General features: G+C 65.1%; 20 protein-coding genes. 7 read left to right on the top strand and 13 right to left on the bottom strand.

Going from position 1 to position 18,819, the window contains the following annotated elements; genetic code table 11:
- Window positions 1–27: 27 nt before the first annotated feature.
- From ACLE20_RS10700 to uxaC, 8 genes are all read right to left on the bottom strand, one after another.
- The gene (locus ACLE20_RS10700; protein ID WP_410940274.1) at window positions 28–384 is read right to left on the bottom strand and encodes a cupin domain-containing protein; all 357 of its coding nucleotides are present in this window, start codon (window positions 382–384) and stop codon (window positions 28–30) included.
- Window positions 369–1,130 carry a 2-dehydro-3-deoxy-D-gluconate 5-dehydrogenase KduD gene (gene kduD, locus ACLE20_RS10695; protein ID WP_410940273.1) on the bottom strand — a complete coding sequence of 254 codons (762 nt, stop codon included), beginning with the start codon at window positions 1,128–1,130 and terminating at the stop codon, window positions 369–371. Before kduD ends, ACLE20_RS10700 begins: the two co-directional genes overlap by 16 nt.
- On the bottom strand, window positions 1,127–1,960 hold the full coding sequence (gene kduI, locus ACLE20_RS10690; RefSeq protein WP_410940272.1) for a 5-dehydro-4-deoxy-D-glucuronate isomerase: 834 nt from the start codon (window positions 1,958–1,960) through the stop codon (window positions 1,127–1,129). The genes kduD and kduI overlap by 4 nt, the downstream gene beginning before the upstream one ends.
- Before the next feature lie 20 nt (window positions 1,961–1,980).
- Window positions 1,981–2,763: a FadR/GntR family transcriptional regulator gene (locus ACLE20_RS10685; protein WP_410940271.1), complete on the bottom strand. Its 783-nt coding sequence runs from the start codon at window positions 2,761–2,763 to the stop codon at window positions 1,981–1,983.
- 21 nt (window positions 2,764–2,784) lie between these two features.
- Entirely contained in the window at window positions 2,785–4,065 is a 1,281-nt protein-coding gene (locus ACLE20_RS10680; RefSeq protein WP_410940270.1) for a TRAP transporter large permease, read from the bottom strand.
- Window positions 4,066–4,069: 4 nt separating this feature from the next.
- Complete coding sequence (locus ACLE20_RS10675) at window positions 4,070–4,684, bottom strand: TRAP transporter small permease (RefSeq protein WP_410940269.1); 615 nt, start codon at window positions 4,682–4,684, stop codon at window positions 4,070–4,072.
- A gap of 128 nt (window positions 4,685–4,812) precedes the next feature.
- Entirely contained in the window at window positions 4,813–5,742 is a 930-nt protein-coding gene (locus ACLE20_RS10670; protein ID WP_410940508.1) for a TRAP transporter substrate-binding protein, read from the bottom strand.
- Window positions 5,743–5,846: 104 nt separating this feature from the next.
- The gene (gene uxaC, locus ACLE20_RS10665; protein ID WP_410940268.1) at window positions 5,847–7,253 is read right to left on the bottom strand and encodes a glucuronate isomerase; all 1,407 of its coding nucleotides are present in this window, start codon (window positions 7,251–7,253) and stop codon (window positions 5,847–5,849) included.
- Window positions 7,254–7,404: 151 nt separating this feature from the next.
- Between uxaC and ACLE20_RS10660 the strand changes: the two genes are divergently transcribed.
- From ACLE20_RS10660 to ACLE20_RS10650, 3 genes are all read left to right on the top strand, one after another.
- Entirely contained in the window at window positions 7,405–8,892 is a 1,488-nt protein-coding gene (locus ACLE20_RS10660) for a mannitol dehydrogenase family protein (protein WP_410940267.1), read from the top strand.
- On the top strand, window positions 8,889–10,079 hold the full coding sequence (gene uxuA, locus ACLE20_RS10655; protein WP_410940266.1) for a mannonate dehydratase: 1,191 nt from the start codon (window positions 8,889–8,891) through the stop codon (window positions 10,077–10,079). The genes ACLE20_RS10660 and uxuA overlap by 4 nt, the downstream gene beginning before the upstream one ends.
- Before the next feature lie 108 nt (window positions 10,080–10,187).
- The gene (locus ACLE20_RS10650; RefSeq protein WP_410940265.1) at window positions 10,188–11,228 is read left to right on the top strand and encodes a Gfo/Idh/MocA family protein; all 1,041 of its coding nucleotides are present in this window, start codon (window positions 10,188–10,190) and stop codon (window positions 11,226–11,228) included.
- Here ACLE20_RS10650 and ACLE20_RS10645 read toward each other — a convergent pair.
- From ACLE20_RS10645 to ACLE20_RS10625, 5 genes are read right to left on the bottom strand one after another with little or no spacing between them, the layout of a single operon-like run.
- Entirely contained in the window at window positions 11,219–11,806 is a 588-nt protein-coding gene (locus tag ACLE20_RS10645; protein WP_410940264.1) for a class I SAM-dependent methyltransferase, read from the bottom strand. The two genes, ACLE20_RS10650 and ACLE20_RS10645, sit on opposite strands and share 10 nt — an antisense overlap.
- Window position 11,807: 1 nt before the next feature.
- On the bottom strand, window positions 11,808–12,434 hold the full coding sequence (locus tag ACLE20_RS10640) for a DedA family protein (protein WP_410940263.1): 627 nt from the start codon (window positions 12,432–12,434) through the stop codon (window positions 11,808–11,810).
- Between the two features lie 2 nt (window positions 12,435–12,436).
- Window positions 12,437–13,420 (bottom strand): SDR family oxidoreductase, encoded by a 984-nt coding sequence (locus tag ACLE20_RS10635; RefSeq protein WP_410940262.1) that lies wholly within the window; start codon window positions 13,418–13,420, stop codon window positions 12,437–12,439.
- Window positions 13,421–13,472: 52 nt separating this feature from the next.
- Window positions 13,473–14,315: an SDR family oxidoreductase gene (locus tag ACLE20_RS10630; RefSeq protein ID WP_410940261.1), complete on the bottom strand. Its 843-nt coding sequence runs from the start codon at window positions 14,313–14,315 to the stop codon at window positions 13,473–13,475.
- A 48-nt stretch (window positions 14,316–14,363) separates the two neighbouring features.
- Window positions 14,364–15,677, bottom strand: a complete 1,314-nt coding sequence (locus ACLE20_RS10625) for an MFS transporter (RefSeq protein WP_410940260.1) — start codon at window positions 15,675–15,677, stop codon at window positions 14,364–14,366.
- A gap of 162 nt (window positions 15,678–15,839) precedes the next feature.
- On the opposite strand from ACLE20_RS10625, the gene ACLE20_RS10620 reads away from it, so the two are divergent.
- The 4 genes from ACLE20_RS10620 (at window position 15,840) to ACLE20_RS10605 (ending at window position 18,814) form a co-directional block, all read left to right on the top strand.
- The gene (locus tag ACLE20_RS10620) at window positions 15,840–16,763 is read left to right on the top strand and encodes an AraC family transcriptional regulator N-terminal domain-containing protein (RefSeq protein ID WP_410940259.1); all 924 of its coding nucleotides are present in this window, start codon (window positions 15,840–15,842) and stop codon (window positions 16,761–16,763) included.
- A gap of 152 nt (window positions 16,764–16,915) precedes the next feature.
- A complete protein-coding gene (locus tag ACLE20_RS10615) occupies window positions 16,916–17,140 on the top strand; it encodes an acylphosphatase (protein WP_410940258.1) in 225 nt (74 codons plus the stop codon).
- Between the two features lie 178 nt (window positions 17,141–17,318).
- Window positions 17,319–17,972, top strand: a complete 654-nt coding sequence (locus tag ACLE20_RS10610) for a Rieske 2Fe-2S domain-containing protein (RefSeq protein ID WP_410940257.1) — start codon at window positions 17,319–17,321, stop codon at window positions 17,970–17,972.
- Window positions 17,969–18,814, top strand: a complete 846-nt coding sequence (locus ACLE20_RS10605; protein ID WP_410940256.1) for an aromatic ring-hydroxylating dioxygenase subunit alpha — start codon at window positions 17,969–17,971, stop codon at window positions 18,812–18,814. Before ACLE20_RS10610 ends, ACLE20_RS10605 begins: the two co-directional genes overlap by 4 nt.
- Window positions 18,815–18,819 lie beyond the last annotated feature (5 nt).

Genomic DNA, 18,819 nt, shown 5'->3' with positions numbered 1-18,819 from the left:
GGCGCAGGCCCGGTGCCATTCGCTCGATCACAGAAAGTCGGCGCGATGCGGGGTGAAGCAATCGACGAGGCGGCCTTTTTCCAGCGCCTTGACGCCATGCTTGAGGCCGGAGGGAACGATGAAACTGTCGCCGGCCTTCAACCGCTCCGTGCGGCCGTCGATGGTGACGTCGAAGCTGCCCTCCGCCACATAGCTCGACTGCACATGCGGATGATCATGGATCCAGCCCTCGCCGCCCGCCTCGAAGGCGAACTCGACCATCATCAGTTCCGCCGTGTAGCAGATGATCCGCCGCTTGTTGCCATCCGGCGTGTCCTGCCAGCTGCCCTCCGCGGCACGCACGAAAATATCCTTACTTTGAACCATGATCACCTCGCCAGCCATCCGCCGTCGACCGGCAGGACGGCGCCATGCATATAGTTGGAGGCGCGCGCCAGCAGGAAGACCGCCGCATCGCCGATATCGTCGGGAACACCCCAGCGCCCGGCCGGAATCCGCTCGAGGATCGACCGGCTGCGGTCCGGATCATTGCGAAGCGCTTCCGTATTGTTGGTCTCGATATAGCCGGGTGCGATGACATTGACGTTGACGCCCTTCGCGGCCCATTCGTTCGCAAGCAGCCGGGTGATGCCGAGCACGCCATGTTTCGAGGCCGTGTAGGAGGCGACCCGGATGCCGCCCTGGAAGGAGAGGAGCGAGGCGATGTTGACGATCCGCCCCGGGCGTCCCTGTGCCAGGCAGGCGCGGCCATAGGCCTGGCAGAGGAAGAACAGGCTGCGCAGGTTGACATCCATCACCGCGTCCCAGTCGTCCTCGGTAAAATCCACCGCATCGGCGCGGCGGATGATGCCGGCATTGTTGACGAGACCGTCCAGCGGGGCCGCTGCCATGAGCGTCTCGAGCAGGGCAATCGTGGCCTTGCTGTCGGCAATGTCCGCCATGGCCTCGCTGAAGCCAGCCCCCTCGGCCTCAACGAAGCGTGCCGTCTCCGCCATGGAAGAGCGGCCGATGCCGATGACCGAACCGCCGGCGCGCGCGATGGCAACCGCGATTCCCTGCCCGATCCCGGTATTGGCGCCCGTGACGGCAATGCGCTTGCCGGCAAGGCTGAAGGCCGAAAGATCGCTCACCGCATCTCTCCGATCGCCACGGCGTCGACATCGGTATAGTCGACATTGTCGCCGGCCATCGCCCAGATGAAGGCGTAGTTGGACGTACCGCAGCCGGAATGGATCGACCAGGCGGGCGAAAGCACCGCCTCCTCATTGGCCATGACGATATGGCGGGTTTCCGAAGGCTCGCCCATGAAGTGGAAGACGCGCGCCGTCTCGGCGAGATCGAAATAGAGATAGGCTTCCATGCGCCGGTCATGGATATGCGCCGGCATGGTGTTCCAGACCGAGCCCTTGGCGAGCTGCGTCATGCCGACGACGATCTGGCAGGTCTCGACCGTGGTGGTGAACTGGAAGATCGAGCGCTCGTTGGAGGTCTCTTGGGCGCCGAGGTCGAGGCGCTTGGCATCGGCGAGCGTGATCAGCCGCGTCGGGCATTTGCGGTGGGCGGGGGCCGAGAGAATGTAGAACTTGGCCGGCGCCGCAGCATCCTTTGAGGCGAAGCTGATCGTTTCGCCGAGGCCGACATAAAGCATGTCGCGCGTGCCGAGCGGGTGGGTGGTCTCGCCGACGGTGATCTCGCCGGCGCCACCGATATTGACGGCGACCAGCTCGCGCCGCTCCAGGAAGGATTTGGTCCCGACCGGCTTGATGGTCTCGAGCGCGAGCGTCTCGCCGAGCGGCATGGCGCCGCCGACGATCATCCGGTCGTAATGGGTATAGGTCAGCGTGATCTGGCCCGGCGCAAACAGCGTGCCGATGTGGAAGTGGTGACGCAACTCATCCGTACCCATTGTGGCGGCGGCGGCAGGGTCGATCGCGAAACGGGTGCTGTATTCGGGGGTCATGTCACTCTTTCTTCCATGGTTCAAAAGGTGCGGATCCGGGCGGGAGGCGCCGCATTCTGCGTATAGTCGGATTGCTGGCCGGAGAGCCGCTTGCGGTAGCGCTCCTGAGCGGCCACGAGATGGGCGCGCATCGCGTCCCGCGCCCCATCGGCGTCCCCTGCGGAGATCGCCTGGAGGATGCGCAGATGCTCGCGCTGCAGGCCGTTCAGATAGTCGGTGGAGAGCACCTCGATCGAATACCAGGGGGAGTTCCGGTCGCAGGGGATGGTGCGATCGCCGAGCGCATCCAGGATCTCGACATAGAAGGGATTGTTGGTGGCCGAGGCGATTTCGCGGTGGAAGGCGAAGTCCGCCTTGCCGGTCGGTTCGCCCTGCTTGAGCAGATGTTCGAACTCGAAGAAGGCCTCCTGGATGCGGGCCTCCTGCGAGGGGCTGCGACGCTGGGCGGCTAATCCCGCGCTTTCGATCTCGATGCCCATGCGAACTTCCAGCACGTTCACCGCCTGGCTGATGCGGTTGCCCATATCGGCGGTAAGCGCGCTGATCTTGCGGGTCGGATGGTCAAGCACGAAGACGCCGGCCCCGTGGCGGGCTTCCACCAGATTGTCGGCGGCAAGTGCCGCCACCGCCTCGCGGACCACCGTGCGGCTGACCCCGAAGATCTCGGTCATGCGCTGCTCGGTCGGCAGCCGTTCGCCCACCTGGAAATCGCCGGCCAGGATCTGCGTGCGCAGCGCCTGGGCGACATTCTCAGAAAGCTTCGGCTTGCGCTCGACCTTCATATCCACTGGAAGTCCGCTCATCGTCGTTCCACTCCAAAAGCCCTATTTGAACACGCTCGGCAGCCAGAGCGAGAGAGCCGGAATATAGGTGACAAGAAGAAGAACCACGATGCCCGCCCCATAGAAGGGCCAGATGGAGCGCATGGCTTCCCAGACCGATATCTTCCCCACCGCGCAGGCAACGAACTGGACGCCGCCGACCGGTGGCGTATTCAGCCCGATACCGTAGTTCAGGATCATGATCACGCCGAAATGGACGGGATCGACGCCATAGGCGGTGGCGATCGGCAGGAAGATCGGCGTGGTGATGATGATCGTCGGGCCCATATCCATGAAGGTGCCGAGCACCAGCATCAGGACATTGAGCAACAGGAGGATCATGATCGGATTGTCCGACAGCGTCTGCATCCAGGCGACCAGCGTTGCGGGGACGCGCAGGAAGGCCATCAGCCAGGAGAAGGCGGCCGCGCAGCCGATGATGAGCAGCACCATGGCGGTGGTTCGCACGGCGCCCATGGTCGCATGGACGAAATCCTGCCAGCTCAGCTGGCGATAGATCAGCAGCGTGACGAGGAAGGCGTAGATGACGGCGATGCAGGAGCTCTCCGTCGCCGTGAAGATGCCGGAGCGCACGCCGCCGAAGATGATGGCGATCAGCAGCAGGCCCGGGAGGGCGACGGCGAAGAGATGCAAGGCGGTCGCAAAGCCGGGGAAGCGCTCGGTCGGATAGCCGCGCTTGCGGGCGACGATATAGGCGGTGACCATCAGCACCGCGGCAAAGAGCAGGCCGGGAATGACTCCGGCGGTAAAAAGGTCGGCGATCGAGATCTTCCCGCCCGCAGAGATCGAATAGATGATCATGTTGTGCGAGGGCGGCAGAAGCAGCGCGATCAAGGCTGCCATGGAGGTGACGTTGACGGCATAGTCCGCGCCATAGCCGCGCGCCTTCATCTGCGGGATCATCAGCCCGCCGACGGCGGCAGCCTCGGCGACTGCCGAGCCGGAAATGCCGCCGAACAGCGTCGAGGTCAGGATGTTGACCTGTCCGAGCCCGCCGCGCAGATGCCCGACGATCGAGGCCGCGAAGGCGACGATGCGCCCGGCGATGCCGCCGCGCACCATCAGGTCGCCGGAATAGATGAAGAAGGGAATGGCGAGCATGGAGAAGACGCTCATGCCCGAATTCAGCCGCTGGAACACCACCAGCGGCGGCAGGCCCATATAGATGACGGTCGCCAGGCTGGAGACGCCGAGGCAGAAGGCGATCGGCGTGCCGATCAGCATCAGCAGCGTGAAGGCGCCGAACAGGATCCACAGTTCCATCTGATCAATTCCCCTTCGTCACGGGCGGCCGGTTGCCGGAACCAAGCGTGGCGGCGTCCTTGCGGACGTCATCGATGTTTTCGAGCTCGACGGCGATTTCGGTCGGCGCCATCTCGTCCAGCGCCTCGTCGATCGGCGCGCCCGTGGCCCGAAGGAGGATGCGCTCGAGCGCGAAGAGGACGATCAGCGCGCCGCCGCCGATCAGCGGCGCATAGTCCCAGGCGCCGGAAATGCCGAGCGAGGGCAGCGTGGTGGCCCAGGTCAGGCCGACGAGCTTGCCGCCATACCAGATCATCCCCAGGCCGAAGGCGAAGATGACGATGTCCGAGATCATGCGCAGCCACTTCTTGCCGGCCGGCGGCAGGACATAGAGCAGCACGTCGAAGCCCATATGGTTGTTCTCCCGCACGCCGACGGCGGCGCCGAGGAAGATGAACCAGCTCATGAGGATCACCGCGCCGGGCTCGGTCCAGCTTGGCGAGTCGTTCAGCACATAGCGGCAGAACACCTGGTAGGCGACGATGACCGTCATGGCGATCAGGCCGACGCCAGCGACATAGAGCGCCGCGGTGTTGAGCTTCGTCAGGATCGGCAGGCCCGATCTGAGTGAGGTGGTCATGGTGTGACTGTCTCCTGGCCCTTTCCGGCTTGCGGGAAGGGAGCGGACCGCGCGGCCCGGACAAATCCTACAAGAGGGCGCGGCCGCCCGCCCGCGCCCGGTCGGCGCGACGGCGGGCGGCCGGCGGCTTACTGTACCGCCTGCACGTCGGCGACGAGCTTCTTCAGGACATCATCGGTGATGTGCTTGTCGTAGACCGGCTTCATCGCATCGATGAAGCCCTGCTTCTCGACCTCATTGATCTGGGCGCCGGCCTTTTCGACATTGGCGCGCGATTCCTGGGTCTTGGCGGCCCAGAGCTCGCGCTGCTTGGCGACGCTGTCCTTGGCCGCCTGCCTGAAGATCGCCTGGTCTTCCGGCGTCAGCTGGTCGAAGGCGGCCTTGTTCATCACGAAGACCTCGGGGAGGATCGTGTGCTCGTCGAGCGAGAAGTTCTTGGCCACTTCATAGTGCTTGGCCGTATCGAAGCTCGGGAAGTTGTTCTCCGCCCCGTCGATGACGCCCGTCTCGATCGAGGAATAGACCTCGCCATAGGGCATGGGCGTGGCATTGGCGCCAAGTGCGGCCACCATGTCGACGAAGATGTCGGACTGGATGACGCGGAACTTCAGCCCCTTCATGTCCGCAACCGTCTTGATCGGCTTCTTGGCATTGTAGAAGGAGCGGGCACCGGCGTCGTAGAAGGCGAGCGCCACCAGGCCAGCCGGCTCGAAGGCCGCCTTGATCTGGTCGCCGACCGGGCCGTCCATGACCTTGTGCATGTGGTCTTCCGAGCGGAAGATATAGGGCAGCGCCGGGATGATGCTCTCCTTCACGGTGCCGTTGAAGGGCGCCATGGAGACGCGGTTGAGCTCGATGACGCCGGAGCGGACCTGCTCGATCGTGTCCTTTTCCTCGCCCAGCTGGGCGGAGTGATAGACCTCCACCGCATAGCGCCCGGCCGTGCGCTCCTTGACGAGTTCGCCGAAGTATTTAACGCCCTCGACCGTCGGATAGCCATCCGGATGCGTGTCCGAGGACTTCAGCACGGTCTGTGCCGAGGCCGTCCCCAGCATCATGAGCGACGCGAGCGCAACGCCCGTCCAGAGTTTGGTGATGTGCAACATTGTCTCCTCCCAGTACGCAGGCCTTCGCCTGCTGTTGCCGTCGTTTCGTTATGGGTTCAAAGCTTGTAGGCCCTCCTGGCGAGCCCGTAGGTCAGGTCCCGCGCGAGATCATGAGCCTCCTCCTCCCCCAGCCGGTGCTCGGCCACGAGCCGCGCCAGGAAGGCGCAATCGACCCGGCGGGCGACATCGTGGCGGGCAGGGATCGAGGGGAAGGCGCGAGTGTCGTCGTTGAAGCCGACCGTGTTGTAGAAGCCGGCCGTTTCCGTCGTCATCTCGCGGAAGCGGCGCATGCCTTCCGGACTGTCGTGAAACCACCAGGCGGGGCCGAGCTTCAGCGCCGGATAGACGCCGGCGAGCGGCGCCAGCTCGCGCGCATAGCTGGTCTCGTCGAGCGTGAAGAGGATGATCGAGACGCGCGGGTCGGTGCCCACCGCATCGAGCATGGGCTTCAGCGCCCGGACATAATCGGTCTGCGTCGGAATATCGAAGCCCTTGTCGCGTCCGAACTTCTTGAAGATCGCCGGCGAATGGTTGCGCCAGGAGCCCGGATGGATCTGCATGACGAGCCCGTCCTCGGCACTCATCTTCGCCATCTCCGTCAGCATCTGCGCACGGAACAGGGCTCGCTGCCGCTCATCCGCCTTGCCGGACCGCACGCCGTCGAACAGGGCCTCGGCCTCTCTCGCCGAAAGATTGGCGGTCTCGGCCGAGGCGAGCCCATGATCGGTCGCCGTGGCGCCGAAGGACTGGAAATAGGCACGGCGGTTGCGGTGCGCGTCGAGATAGCCCTGCCAGCGGCCCGTATCACAGCCGCTGATTTCGCCCAGCCGATCCAGCGCCACGGCAAAGCCTTCGAAGTCCGGGTCGATGACCGCATCCGGCCGGTAGGCGGGGATCACGCGGCCGCTCCAGCCGCTCTCGCGGATCATGCGGTGCCAGGAAAGATCGTCGAGCGCGCCGTCGGTCGTCGAGATGACCTCGATGTTGAACCGCTCGAACAAGGCGCGGGGCCGGAACGCATCGGTCTGCAGCTGCGCGGCGATCGCGTCATAGTGCCGGTCGGCATTAGCGGGGGTCAACGACTCTTCGAGGCCGAAAAGATTGGCGAAGGTGTAGTCGAGCCAGAGGCGGGTCGGGGTTCCGCGGAAGAGAGAGTAGTTCTCGGCGAAGATCCGCCAGATCCGCCGTCCATCGGTCTCGACCGGCGTGCCATCCAGCGTCGGAACACCGAGATCCTCAAGCCGCACGCCCTGACTGAACAGCATGCGGAAAATATAATGATCCGGGACGATCAGCAGTTGGGCTGGGTCTGGGAACAGCGCATTCTCGGCGTACCAGCGCGGATCGGTGTGACCATGCGGACTGATGATCGGCAGATCCTTGATGCCGGCAAAGAGATCCCGCGCGATCGATCGGGACGCGGCATCGGTCGGAAACAGCAAATCCTGCGCAACAAGGGTCATGAGATCAGCCGCTCCTCCTTCGGCTATATCATTGGGTAGGATTAAAGAGAGATCATGTCAACATACAAAAAAACACTAGTTGTATGATGACTTTTCCTTGACGCGTGAGTCGGCCTTTGGCACCACTGGCGCGGGTTGGATCGGAGGAACCATGGACGACCGATCAGCGGCGCCGGAGAAGCGCTTGAGCAATCGCCATCTCGAAATGCTGCCGAACGCCATGTCCGGGCCGAGCTTTGACCGCCACACGGTCACGCCCGGCATCGTGCATCTGGGTCTCGGCGCTTTCCATCGCGCGCACCAGGCCGCCATCATCGACCGCTGCCTCAGCTCCGGGGAGACGGACTGGGGTATCATCGGCGCCTCGCTCCGCAGTCCGGCGACGCGTGACGCGCTCGATCCGCAGGATGGCCTTTACACCCTGGCGGTCGTCGATGGCTCGGGAGAACGCTTGACCGTCATCGGCGCCCTGCTGCGCTCGCTGGTGGCCCCCGAGGATCCGGCGGCACTGATCGCGTGCCTTGCCGATCCGCGCATCCGAATCGTGACGCTGACGGTAACGGAGAAGGCCTATTTGCGGGCCGCATCAGGCGGGCTCGATCTCGATCATCCTGACATCGTCCACGACCTTGCTGCACCCGAGTCGCCACGGACGATCTACGGCTTTCTGACGGCGGCGATCGCCCGGCGGCAGGCGGCAGACATCGCGCCCTTCACCCTGCTCTCCTGCGACAATCTTCCCGAAAACGGCAAAACGCTCAAACGCCTGCTCGTCGCCTTCGCCACGCGCCGCGACGCGGCGCTCGGCCGCTTCGTCGACAGCGCCATCGCCTTCCCCTCCAGCATGGTCGACCGGATCGTGCCCGCCACCACCGATGCCGATCGAGACCGGATCTCGGCGCGGCTTGGCCTGCAGGATGCCTGGCCGGTCACGACCGAGCCCTTCCTGCAATGGGTGATCGAGGATAATTTCACGGCCGGCCGGCCCCAATGGGAACGCTTCGGCGTCGAGATGGTGGCGCATGTCGCCCCCTTCGAGGAGATGAAGCTGCGGCTCCTCAACGGCGCCCATTCGGCCATCGCCTATCTCGGCCTGCTTGCCGGCCATGCGACCGTTTCCGAGGCCTTTGCAGACCCGCTGATCCGGCGCTTCGTGTCGCGGCTCTGGGCCGAGGCCATCCCCTCGTTGCCAAGCGATGCCGGTCTCGACCCGGCGGCCTATGTCGCGAGCCTGACGGAACGGTTCGACAATCCGGCGCTCAAGCATCGCACGGCGCAAATCGCCAATGACGGCAGCCAGAAGCTGCCGCAGCGGATCATCGCGGTAGCGCTCGCAAGACTTGCCGCCGGCGGATCGGCCGATCATCTGGCCCTGGTGCCGGCCGCCTGGCTGGCGGCCGCCAAGGCTCGAAATGCCGGCCTGCCGGCAGCCGGCTTCACCGATCCGCTCGACGAGGTCCTGGCAGAGATCTTCGACGGCGCGGGCAGTTCACGCGACAAGGTCGAAGCAGCGATCGAAGCAGCCGGATTTGCGGCCGGTGACCGGAACCGGGCGAGGCTCGTCGACAGCATCGCCGCCCACTACGAGACGCTCCTGCAACACGGCGTGACAATGACATTGGAAAAGGTGCTCGCATGAAGGAAACCTGGCGCTGGTTCGGCCCCGACGATGCGGTGACGCTTGCCCATGTCCGCCAGGCAGGCGCCAGCGGCATCGTCAGCGCGCTGCATCACCTGAACGACGGCCGCGCCTGGCCGGCCGACGAGATCGATCGGCGGAAGGCGGAAATCGAGGCTTCAGGGCTGACCTGGGACGTGGTGGAAAGCATCATCGTCCATGAGGACATCAAGACCCGCAGCGGCCGCTACCGCGACTATATCGAGAATTACAAGCAGTCGGTCCGTGCCATCGCCGCCGCCGGCATCACCACGCTCTGCTACAATTTCATGGCGATCACCGACTGGACGCGGACCGATCTGCACGCCCCCATGCCGCATGGCGGCAATGCGTTGCGCTTCGATATCGTCGACTTCTGCGCCTATGATGTCCTTGTCCTCAAGCGCAAGGGCGCCGAAGCCGATCACCCCGAGGGACGGATCGAAGCGGCCAGGGCGCGGCTCGCCGGCATGAGCGAGAGCGACCTCGCGCGGCTGGAAAACAATCTGATCGGCTGGGTGCCCGCGCGCGAATTCGTGTTCGACCGCGACAGTTTCAGGCGCGCGCTGGCCGTCTATGACGATCTGACCGAGGAGGGACTGCGCGACAATCTTTTCGCCTTCCTGCGCGAGATCGTGCCGGTGGCCGAAGAGGTTGGCGTCCGCATGGCGATCCATCCCGATGATCCGGCCTTCCCGATTTTCGGCCTGCCGCGGGTGGTCTCCTCCGCGCCAGCCGCCAAGGCCCTACTCGGAGCGATCGATTCGCCTTCGAATGGCCTGACGCTCTGCACCGGCTCCTATGGCTCGAACGGGGCCAACGACCTGCCGCAGATGGCCAGGGACTTCGGTCCAAAGATCCATTTCGCGCATCTGCGCAATGTGACGAAGGAGCCGGACGGCTCTTTCCACGAGGCCGAGCATCTTGGCGGCGATACCGACATGGTCGAGGTTGTGGCGGCGCTGATGCGCGAAGAGGCCCGGCGGCAAGCGGAAGGGCGGACGGACTGGCAGATCCCGATGCGGCCCGACCATGGCCATGCGATCGTCGACGACATCGGCAAAAAGGTAAACCCTGGCTATTCCTGCATCGGCCGGCTGAAGGGGCTCGCCGAACTTCGCGGCATCCAGACCACACTGGCAAAGACCGGCATCCCGGACTGGCTGTAGAACGTCCCACACACGACATCGTCTCCGGCACCGCTGTGCCGGCTGGCGGCCTGCCGCTGAAACCAAGCGCCCGGCGCCTCAGCCGCAACGGCCCTAGGAGGATGAACCATGCACGCTTCCAGACAATGGCGCGCCGGCATTATCGGTCTCGGCATGGCAGCACCGCCGCATGTGGAGAGCCTGCGCGATCTGCGCGACCGTGTGACGGTTGCCGGTACCTACAGCCCCAGCGTCGCCCGAAGGCAGGCTTTCCATGAGCGCTACGGACTGCCGGTGGTCGAGAGTGCCGATGCGCTGTTCGATGATCCGTCGATCGACTATCTGATCATCCTGACGCCGCCCGCCAGCCATCTGGAGCTTGTTCGGCGCGCGGCCAAGCGGGGCAAGCCCGTGCTGCTCGAAAAGCCGCTCGAGGTGACACTGGCGCGATCCAAGGAATTGGTGGCGGTCGCGGCCGCCATCCCGCTCATCGTCTGCTTCCAGCGGCGTTTTCGCCGATCCTTCATCGAGACGGCACGGCTGGTGGCCGACGGCGCGCTCGGCGAGATCGTCTCCGCCACGCTGCAGCTGCGCAATTGGCGTCCGCAGAGCTATTATGACGAGCCCGGCCGCGGCACCCTGGCCCGCGATGGCGGCGGTGTCCTCCTGACCCAGGCGATCCACCTGATCGACCAGTTCATCGCGCTCGTCGGCCTGCCGAGCGCGGTCACCGCTTTCACCGGCACCAGCGCGATCCACCGCATGGAGACGGAAGACCTTGTGCATGCGGCGCTGCGGCTGCGGAATGGCGGGATCGGCGCGCTGAGCGCCACCACCGCCGCCTTTCCCGGCCTGCCCGACCGCATCGAGCTGTTCGGCACGAAAGGCTCGGCCGTACTCGAGGGCGAGACAGCGCGGATCAGGCTGATGGACGGGCGCACCATCGACATCGAAGACGACAGCGAGGCCGGCGGCACCAGCGCCGACCCCATGGCCTTCTCCCACCACAACCACCGCCGCCTCCACGAAGACATCCTCACCGCTCTCGACGTGAGCCACCCCCCGACAATCACCGCCGCGGACGCGCTGAACGCCCATCTCCTCATCGACGCCCTGCTCCGCTCGTCCGATTTGGGCGAAACCGTCTTGGTGGAGCAGGATCACCGGTAGGGCTGGAGCGGTCTGCGGCGGCGGATCCGATAGACGGCGGCAGGGGGAAGATTGGCGCAGGTCCGCCCGATCAGCGTCGCCTTGAGGCCGAGACGGTCGAGCAAGGGGCGCGGGACCGGGCAGCGGGGACCGTAGGTGAATTGATAGAAGGCACCGTGCTGGCCGAGATGGGCAAAGGCCCCGTCCAGAATGGCGAGCACCTTGCGCGGCGGCATCGAGAGCAGCGGCAGACCGCTGACGACGGCGCCGACCGTCCCGCCCATCTCCACCTCTCGCACCCGGGCGGCGTCCATCAGCATGGTTCGGGCGGCGGGGAAGCGGAGGGTGAGTTCTTCAGCAAAGGCCGCGCCCGATTCGATCAGGACAAGATCCTCTTCCTGAACGCCGCGGTCGAGAAGGGCTTCGGTGAAGACGCCGGTACCGGGACCAAGCTCGATCACCGTCCCGGTTTCAGGAGAGATTTCCTGCGTGATCAGCAGGGAGAGCGCCCGCCCGGATGGGGTGACGGAGGCCACCTGCAGCGGCGCGGCGAGCCAGGCCTTGAAGAAGACGAGCGCATCGGTCGTTCTGCTGGTCATGTCAGATTTCCTGCCGGCGAGGGCCGCCCTTCCGCTGGAGGCGGAGCCAAAGCGCGATCAGCGCCTCGATGAGGACGACAAGCACCAGCATCTTCAGCGCAAAGGCCGAGGCGTTGATGGACGGCAGGGCCAGGACGGCGAGGTAGCCGGCCGCGATGAACAACCCGTTCCACAGCACGATCCCGAGCGCCATGCCGGTTGAAAACCGCAAGAGACGCGTTCCGATCATTCCCGCAGCCAACGGCGAGACGAGGCGCAGGACCGGGATCAGCTGGGCGGTGACGCCGAGCGCCTTTCCCCGCGCCTTGAGCGATGCGAGGCTTTGCCGGACGCGCCGGGGCGGGACCCCCACTCGGCGCCCGAGCGCCGAAAGAAGCCGAACCGACCGCCGCTCGCCGAGCGTGCGGGCGAAGAGAAAGAGAGCCAGCGCGCCCAAAAAACTTCCGATCGCGGTGCCGATGATGGCAACCGGAACGGACCAGGCCTCTTCGCTGGCGGCAATGCCGACGGCCACGAGAACGCCATGCGACGGGACCGCCGGAACGACGCGCTCCATGAGCCCGACCAGCAGGAGGCCGACAACCCCGTAAAGCGCGATCCAGTCAATCAACTCGGCCAGCGGGTCCATCGTCAGCCTTCCCCGCCGACACGCGCAACCGTCAGCCAGTCGGCCGCCTGCAGAGCCGCCTGGGCCTTGAAGGAGAGGCCGGTCAGCTCCTCGGAAATCCCCCAGAGCCGCTCGGCCGTCGCTTCGTCGCGTGCCCGTGGCGGGATCTGCGCCGTGGTGGGATGACCGCGTGTCTCCATCAGCCGGTCCGGGCCGTAATAGCCGCCGCCGCGGGCATCGGGTGCCGTGGCAGCAAACAGCGTCGGCAGCGCGCCCTGCGCGACCGGCTGGAACAGGAACCACAGCAGCGAGCGGAGGAGACCCTGGGCACTGTGGCGGCCGGGGGCGTTGTGCAGCAGATCGGTACGCGCGACGCCGGGATGTGCTGCGATCGAGGTGACGCCCCAGCCGGCCGTCTGGCTGCGGCGATGGAGTTCCAAAGCGAAGATCAGGCAGGCGAGCTTCGACTGGCCATAGACCGGCATCGGCCGATAGTTTCGTTCCGCCTGCAGATCGTCGAAATCGATCGCGACGGTGGCGCCGCGTGCCGCAACGCTCGACACCGTGACGACGCGAGGGTCTCGCCCCCGCCTGAGAAGCGGCAGGAGGTGCGCCGTCAGGGCGAAATGGCCAAGATAGTTGGTGCCGAACTGCAGCTCGAAACCGTCATCGGTCGTCTGGCGCTTCGGCGGTGTCATGACCCCGGCATTGTTGATCAGCACATCGAGATGGTCGTGCTCCGCCTTGAGCCGCGCACCGAATGCTTCGATCGAGGCGAGATTGCCGAGATCGAGCGGTTCGAAGGCAATGGAGGCCTTGGGAGCACTGGCCTTGATGCGCCGGACCGCCTCGGCCCCTTTGGCGGGGTTTCGGCCGGCGAGAATGATGGTGGCGCCGGCGCGGGCAAGCGCGAGGGCATCCTCGAAGCCCAGACCGCCTGTGCCGGTCACGACGATGGTCCGGCCCGTCTGCAAGGGCATATCATCGAGCGTCCAGTGTTTTGGCATGATCGGTTCCTTTCTTGGCTCTCAGCCTGGTCTTGTCGTGACGCCTGCGGTCTCAGTTGATGCCGCCATTGGCGAAAACCGTCTGGCCGTCGATCCATCCACCCTCCTTAGAGCAGAGGAAGGCGATGACGTCGGCGATGTCCTCGGGCTGGCCGAGCCGCCGCAGGGGCGTGGCCTCGGGAATGCCGCGCAGGGCCTCCTCGCCGTGCTGGCGCAGCAGCCGCGTATCCACCGCGCCGGGAGCGATGGCGTTGACGGAGATGTTCCGCCCCGCCAGTTCCTTGGCGAGCACGCTCGAATAGATGTCCTGGCTCGCCTTGGTCGCGGCATAGGCGCCGGTAAAGGCCGGCTTCTGGTTGGTGATGCTCGAACTCAGGCTGATGATCCGGCCGCCATCGCGGATGCGCCGCGCCGCTTCGCGCAGCACGTTGAAGCTTCCCTTCACATTGGTCGCCATCATCCGGTCGAAGGCCTCGTCCGTCATCTGCGCGAAGGGGCCGACATTCATGATTCCGGCATTGTTGACCACGACGTCGACACCACCGAAGGCGTCGACATGCGCGTCGAACAGCGCCTCGACCGCACCGGGATCGGCAACATCGGCCTGACGGACGAGGGCGCGGCCGCCGGCAGCCTCGATGTCGCGGGCGACACTGTCGGCGAGATCGCGGCTGGTCAGGTAGTTGACGGTGACGGCATAGCCATCGCGGGCCAGGCGGCGGGCCGTGGCGGCGCCGATGCCGCGCGACGAGCCGGTGATGACGGCCGATCGGTTCTCCGCGGTCGTGCCGGAGGCATCGCCCGACTGCGCCGAGGCGGTCCTGAAGGCAAAGGCCGAGGGGGCCGCAGCCGCGAGAGTAAGGAAGGTTCGGCGCGTTCTATCGATCTCGGACATGGATGCGTTTCCTTTGGTTCAATTTGGAATGGTGGTCTGGCATCAGGCTCAGTCCCGTCGGAGGTGAGGACCGATCCGGCGGCTGGCGATCAGGAGGGCGATGCCGGAGAGGACGCTGGCGAGCGGAACGATCAGCAGGCCGAGCGCCAGGCCATCGGGGCTGTCCGCTGCGGCGGCGGCATCGCTGACGAGGCCGACGATCAGGGGGCCGAGCGCCGGGCCCAGGAGACCGCTACCGATCATGACGAGACTGGACGCCTGGGCCTGGCGCCCGGGACCCGCGACAAGATGGGCTGCGCCGAAACCCCAGGGAAGCATGAAGGAGAAGGACAGCATGGCGGGAACGAAGAGGGCAATCGAGATCCAGCCGGCGGGAGCAAACAGCGCAGCAGCCGTGCTGACACTGGCCAGCAGGAACAGGATCGCCGGAGGGGCGAGGATCAGCCCGCGACCGGAGCGAACCGCATGGTCGAACCAGCGCCCGCCGCCCAGCGTGCCGATGATGCCCATCAAGCCCTGCAGGAGCCCGAAGGAAACGCCGACGTCGGTCGCCGTCAGCGCATGGGTGCGGATCAGAAACGGGATGGAGAAGGCGTAGAAGGGTGCGCCGGCAAAGCCTAAGAAGATTGTGCCGAGGAAGAGCCAGCGAAAGGCCGGCGACGACAGGAGGCCGAGGCTGGTCTTCAGGAAGGGCTCGTTGCGCGTCGTCCTGCTCGGCAGGGGCGGCGTCGGACCCGTGACGACGATCGTCAGCAGACCGATCAACAGCCCGATCGTACCGGCTGCGATCAGCACGATCCGCCAGCCGAACTGGTCCGACAGGGCTCCGCCGACCGCAAAACCGACCATGGTGCCGAGCGGAATGCCCATCGCGAACAGGCCGATGGCAAGGCCACGCTGCGCCGGCGCGATCTTCCGGGCGATCAGCGCATGGCCGGCCGGCACAGCGCCCGCTTCGCCGAAGGCAACGCCGAACCGGGTCAGCGCCAGGAACAGGAAGCTGGCTGCGAAGCCGCCGAGCGCGGTCATCACGCTCCAGATCAGGACGCAGGACACCAGCACCAGCCGCGGCGAGCCTCGATCCGCCGCCCGGGCCAATGGTAGGGAGAGAAGCGCATAGCAGACGGCGAAGGCAATGCCAGTCAGAAGTCCCATCTGCGTATCGGTGAGAGAAAGATCAGCCTTGATCTTCTCCGCAAGGATGAACGGAAGTATCCGGTCGATCTGTGAAAATGCATTGATTAAGAGAAGCGTGGCCAAAATGGCCACAAAACGCCAGCCTTGCACGAATTCTCTGCTGGTCGTCGATTCTTGCCCGGATTCTACTGAGGGATCTCTTGACCTGGCGGTGATTTCTGCCATTTTTGGATCACTCCTCGCTTGGTTGCATCCTCAAGCTAGATGGAGTGTGCGATGATCAGAATGCCCGAACTTGCAAGAAACTTGCCTATTCCTGCAGAAGCGGCGATGCTGCCAATACGAAGCCAGGTTGTGCCCTGGCGCGGAAAGCTTCGGGAGCCGCGTGTGAACAGACCATTGCTGGATGCCGTCACCGCCTATATCGACGAGCAGGGCGGCGGTCAGGGCCTCTTTCCGACCGAGATCCCCGGCTTCAACATCGTTCGATCCTTTCAGTCGATGATGCCGATGCGAAACATCTATCGGCCATCGCTCTGCGTCGTGCTCGAGGGGTCGAAGGAGCTCCATTTGGGCGAGCAGCAGCTGCGCTATCGCTCGATGGAATGCCTGGTGGTCAGTGTCGGCGTTCCCGCAAGCGGGCGGATCGTCGAAGCCAGCGAGGAAAACCCCTATGTCGGCATGGTGATCGATTTCGACGTGGCCACCCTGCGCGAGGTCCTTGAGCAGATGGATACGCTCCCCGCGCAGGCGGACGAGTCGAGCCCTTGCGCCTTTGTCGCCAAGGTTGATCAGCCTCTGGCCGACTGCATGCTGCGCTTGGTCAAGCTGCTCGCGACGCCGAAAGCCATCCCGGTCCTCGCCCCTTCGATCATCCGCGAGATTTGCTACTGGCTGCTCAGCGGCCCGCATGGCGGCGAGATCTGCAAGCTCGGCTTGCCAGAATCGAACATCGAGCGCGTCGTCCGGGCGGTTTCGATGCTCCATACCAATTTTGCGGAGACGTTGCGCGTCGAGCAGCTGGCCGATATTGCGCGCATGAGCCCGTCCTCCTTCCACCAGCATTTCAAAGCGTTGACCTCGATGACGCCGCTGCAGTTCCAGAAACAGCTTCGCCTGCTGGAAGCGCGCCGGCTCATGACGACGCAGGCGGCCAATGTTGCCGAAGCCGCCTACAAGGTCGGCTATGAAAGCGCGTCTCAGTTCAGCCGCGACTATTCGCGAAACTTCGGCATTGCGCCCAAGCAGGACGCCCTCAATCAACAGCGCCTCTACGCCACCTATGCGAGCCGCACGCTGCGGTCGGCCTGAGGCTCCCTCCCTCGCGAGGATCATCTTGCCCTTTGCGCGAGATGATCCCGCGACCAGCGATCGCAATTCGGGTCCCCATGGTCACATCGCATCATCAATTTCCCGAACCGGAAAAGCCCTGGGACAATCGCCCCTCGATCCGGACGGAGCGCATGACCATCCACGGACGGCTTGAGACGGCAAGCTTTCTGCCCTGGATTCGCCGCCACGCGGCAAGGCTTGGTCTTGAGCAGCGTGTCGATCATGCGGACGCGGCGCGCATCGACCTTACCGTTGCCGGCCCGATCGAATTGATCGATGCTCTGGAGATGGGCTGTTCGCTGGGGCCGATCGATGTCTGGGTCGATGTCATTGACCGCAGGGACGCGAGGGAGTGAGGCCTTTCGCAGGGCGTGGGAGGCAATGGCAAGGCGAAGAGCGAGCCGCATGCGCAATTATTAGCCATCATTGCGCCTGCGGAAAGTTTATGCAAACGTACGGCCCAGGCTTCGTGCCCCGATGCCCGCTCTCGCCGGGTCTGGTGCCTTCCTCTTTGTAATATCTCGGACATTCGCGATGCTTCCCACCCAACCGCATGCCTGGACACCGGTCGCCCTGTCGGCAGACCTGCCGGCGGCATCGGTCCTGCCCGCCCATCTTCCTGGAGGGGCGCTCGCCGTGTGGCGCGCGGAGGATGGCACGGTCTCGGCGGTCGCGGATCGCTGTCCGCATCGCGGCATGCGGCTCTCCCACGGTTTCGTGCGCGGGGAGGCTCTCTCCTGCATCTATCACGGCTGGCGCTACGGCAAGACCGGCCGCTGCCTTGCCATCCCCGCACATCCCGCATTGTCGCCACCGGACGCGATCCGCGTCGCGACCTATCGAACGGGAGAGCGAGACGGCATCATCTGGGTGACGAGGAGCCAAGAGGCCGGCGCGCTTCCCGCGCATGACGGCTTCGTCGGGCTTCGCAGCATCACGCTCGCATCGACGCCTGAAGCGCTCGTTTCCAGCCTTGGCGGCACCGCCGAGGGCGGCAGTCTCGACGGGACTATCGGTGGCGTGGAGGCGCGTCTCCTGATGGCGCCTGCCGGAGATGAGGGCGCGCTGCTCTGCCACCTGCTGGTTGCTGCCGACGCCATGCTTGAGGAAAAGGTCGCGGCCTCGCGCGGCCTGGAAGAGTTGCGCCGACGGGCCGAGGCTGCCGGCACGACGAGGGCGGCTGCATGAGCGCCCATGCCATGATCGACCAGTGGTATCCAGTCGGCCTCGCCCGCCAGCTCCTTGAGGACGGCAGGGACACGATGCTGATGGGCGAGACGATCCGCGTCTCGAAACACCAGAGTGGGGCAGCAAAGGTCGCAACCGCCGATGGCCGCGCCCTTCCCGTTACCGAGCGCTATGGCCATGTCTGGTCCTCGCTGGGCCTCCCGGCCAAGCCGCTTTTCGACATTCCGGAGGCGGAACAGCCGGGCCGGCGCATGGTCGAGGTCGGCGTGGTGCGTGTGCGCTGCTCGCCGCTCAGAGCCGTCGAAAACTTTCTCGACATCGCTCATTTCCCCTTCGTCCACACCGACATTCTCGGTTCAGAGCCCCATACGGAGGTCCAGAACTACAAGGTGGAGATCCGCGAGGACGTCGACGAGGTCTGGGCGACGCAGGTGACGTTCTACCAGCCGCAGGCCGCCAAATCCGCAAGCGGCGGCATTACCACAGACTATCTGTACCGCGTGCCAGCCCCAACCTGTTCCGTGCTCTACAAGACCTGTCCGCCGCGTCCGGGCGAATGGGATGTCATCACCCTCTTCGTGCAGCCACTGACGGAGGAGCTCTGCGACGTCTGGCCCTGGATGGCGCTCTTCGACGACGAGACGCCGATGACCGATCTCATCCACTTCCAGCAGATGATCTTCCTGCAGGATCGCTCGATCCTCGAAAATCAGATCCCGCGGCGCCTGCCGCTCGATCCCGGCCTGGAGATCCCGACGCGCGCCGATCTCACCTCGGTCGCCTATCGCCGCTGGCTGAAGCGCCATGGCTTTATCTATGGCGCCCAGCTGGTGGCTCAATGACGCGT

This window comes from Rhizobium sp. YIM 134829 (assembly GCF_046546455.1).
Note: the sequence above shows the minus strand (reverse complement) of the source record. Positions and strands in the feature narration are given on the sequence as shown.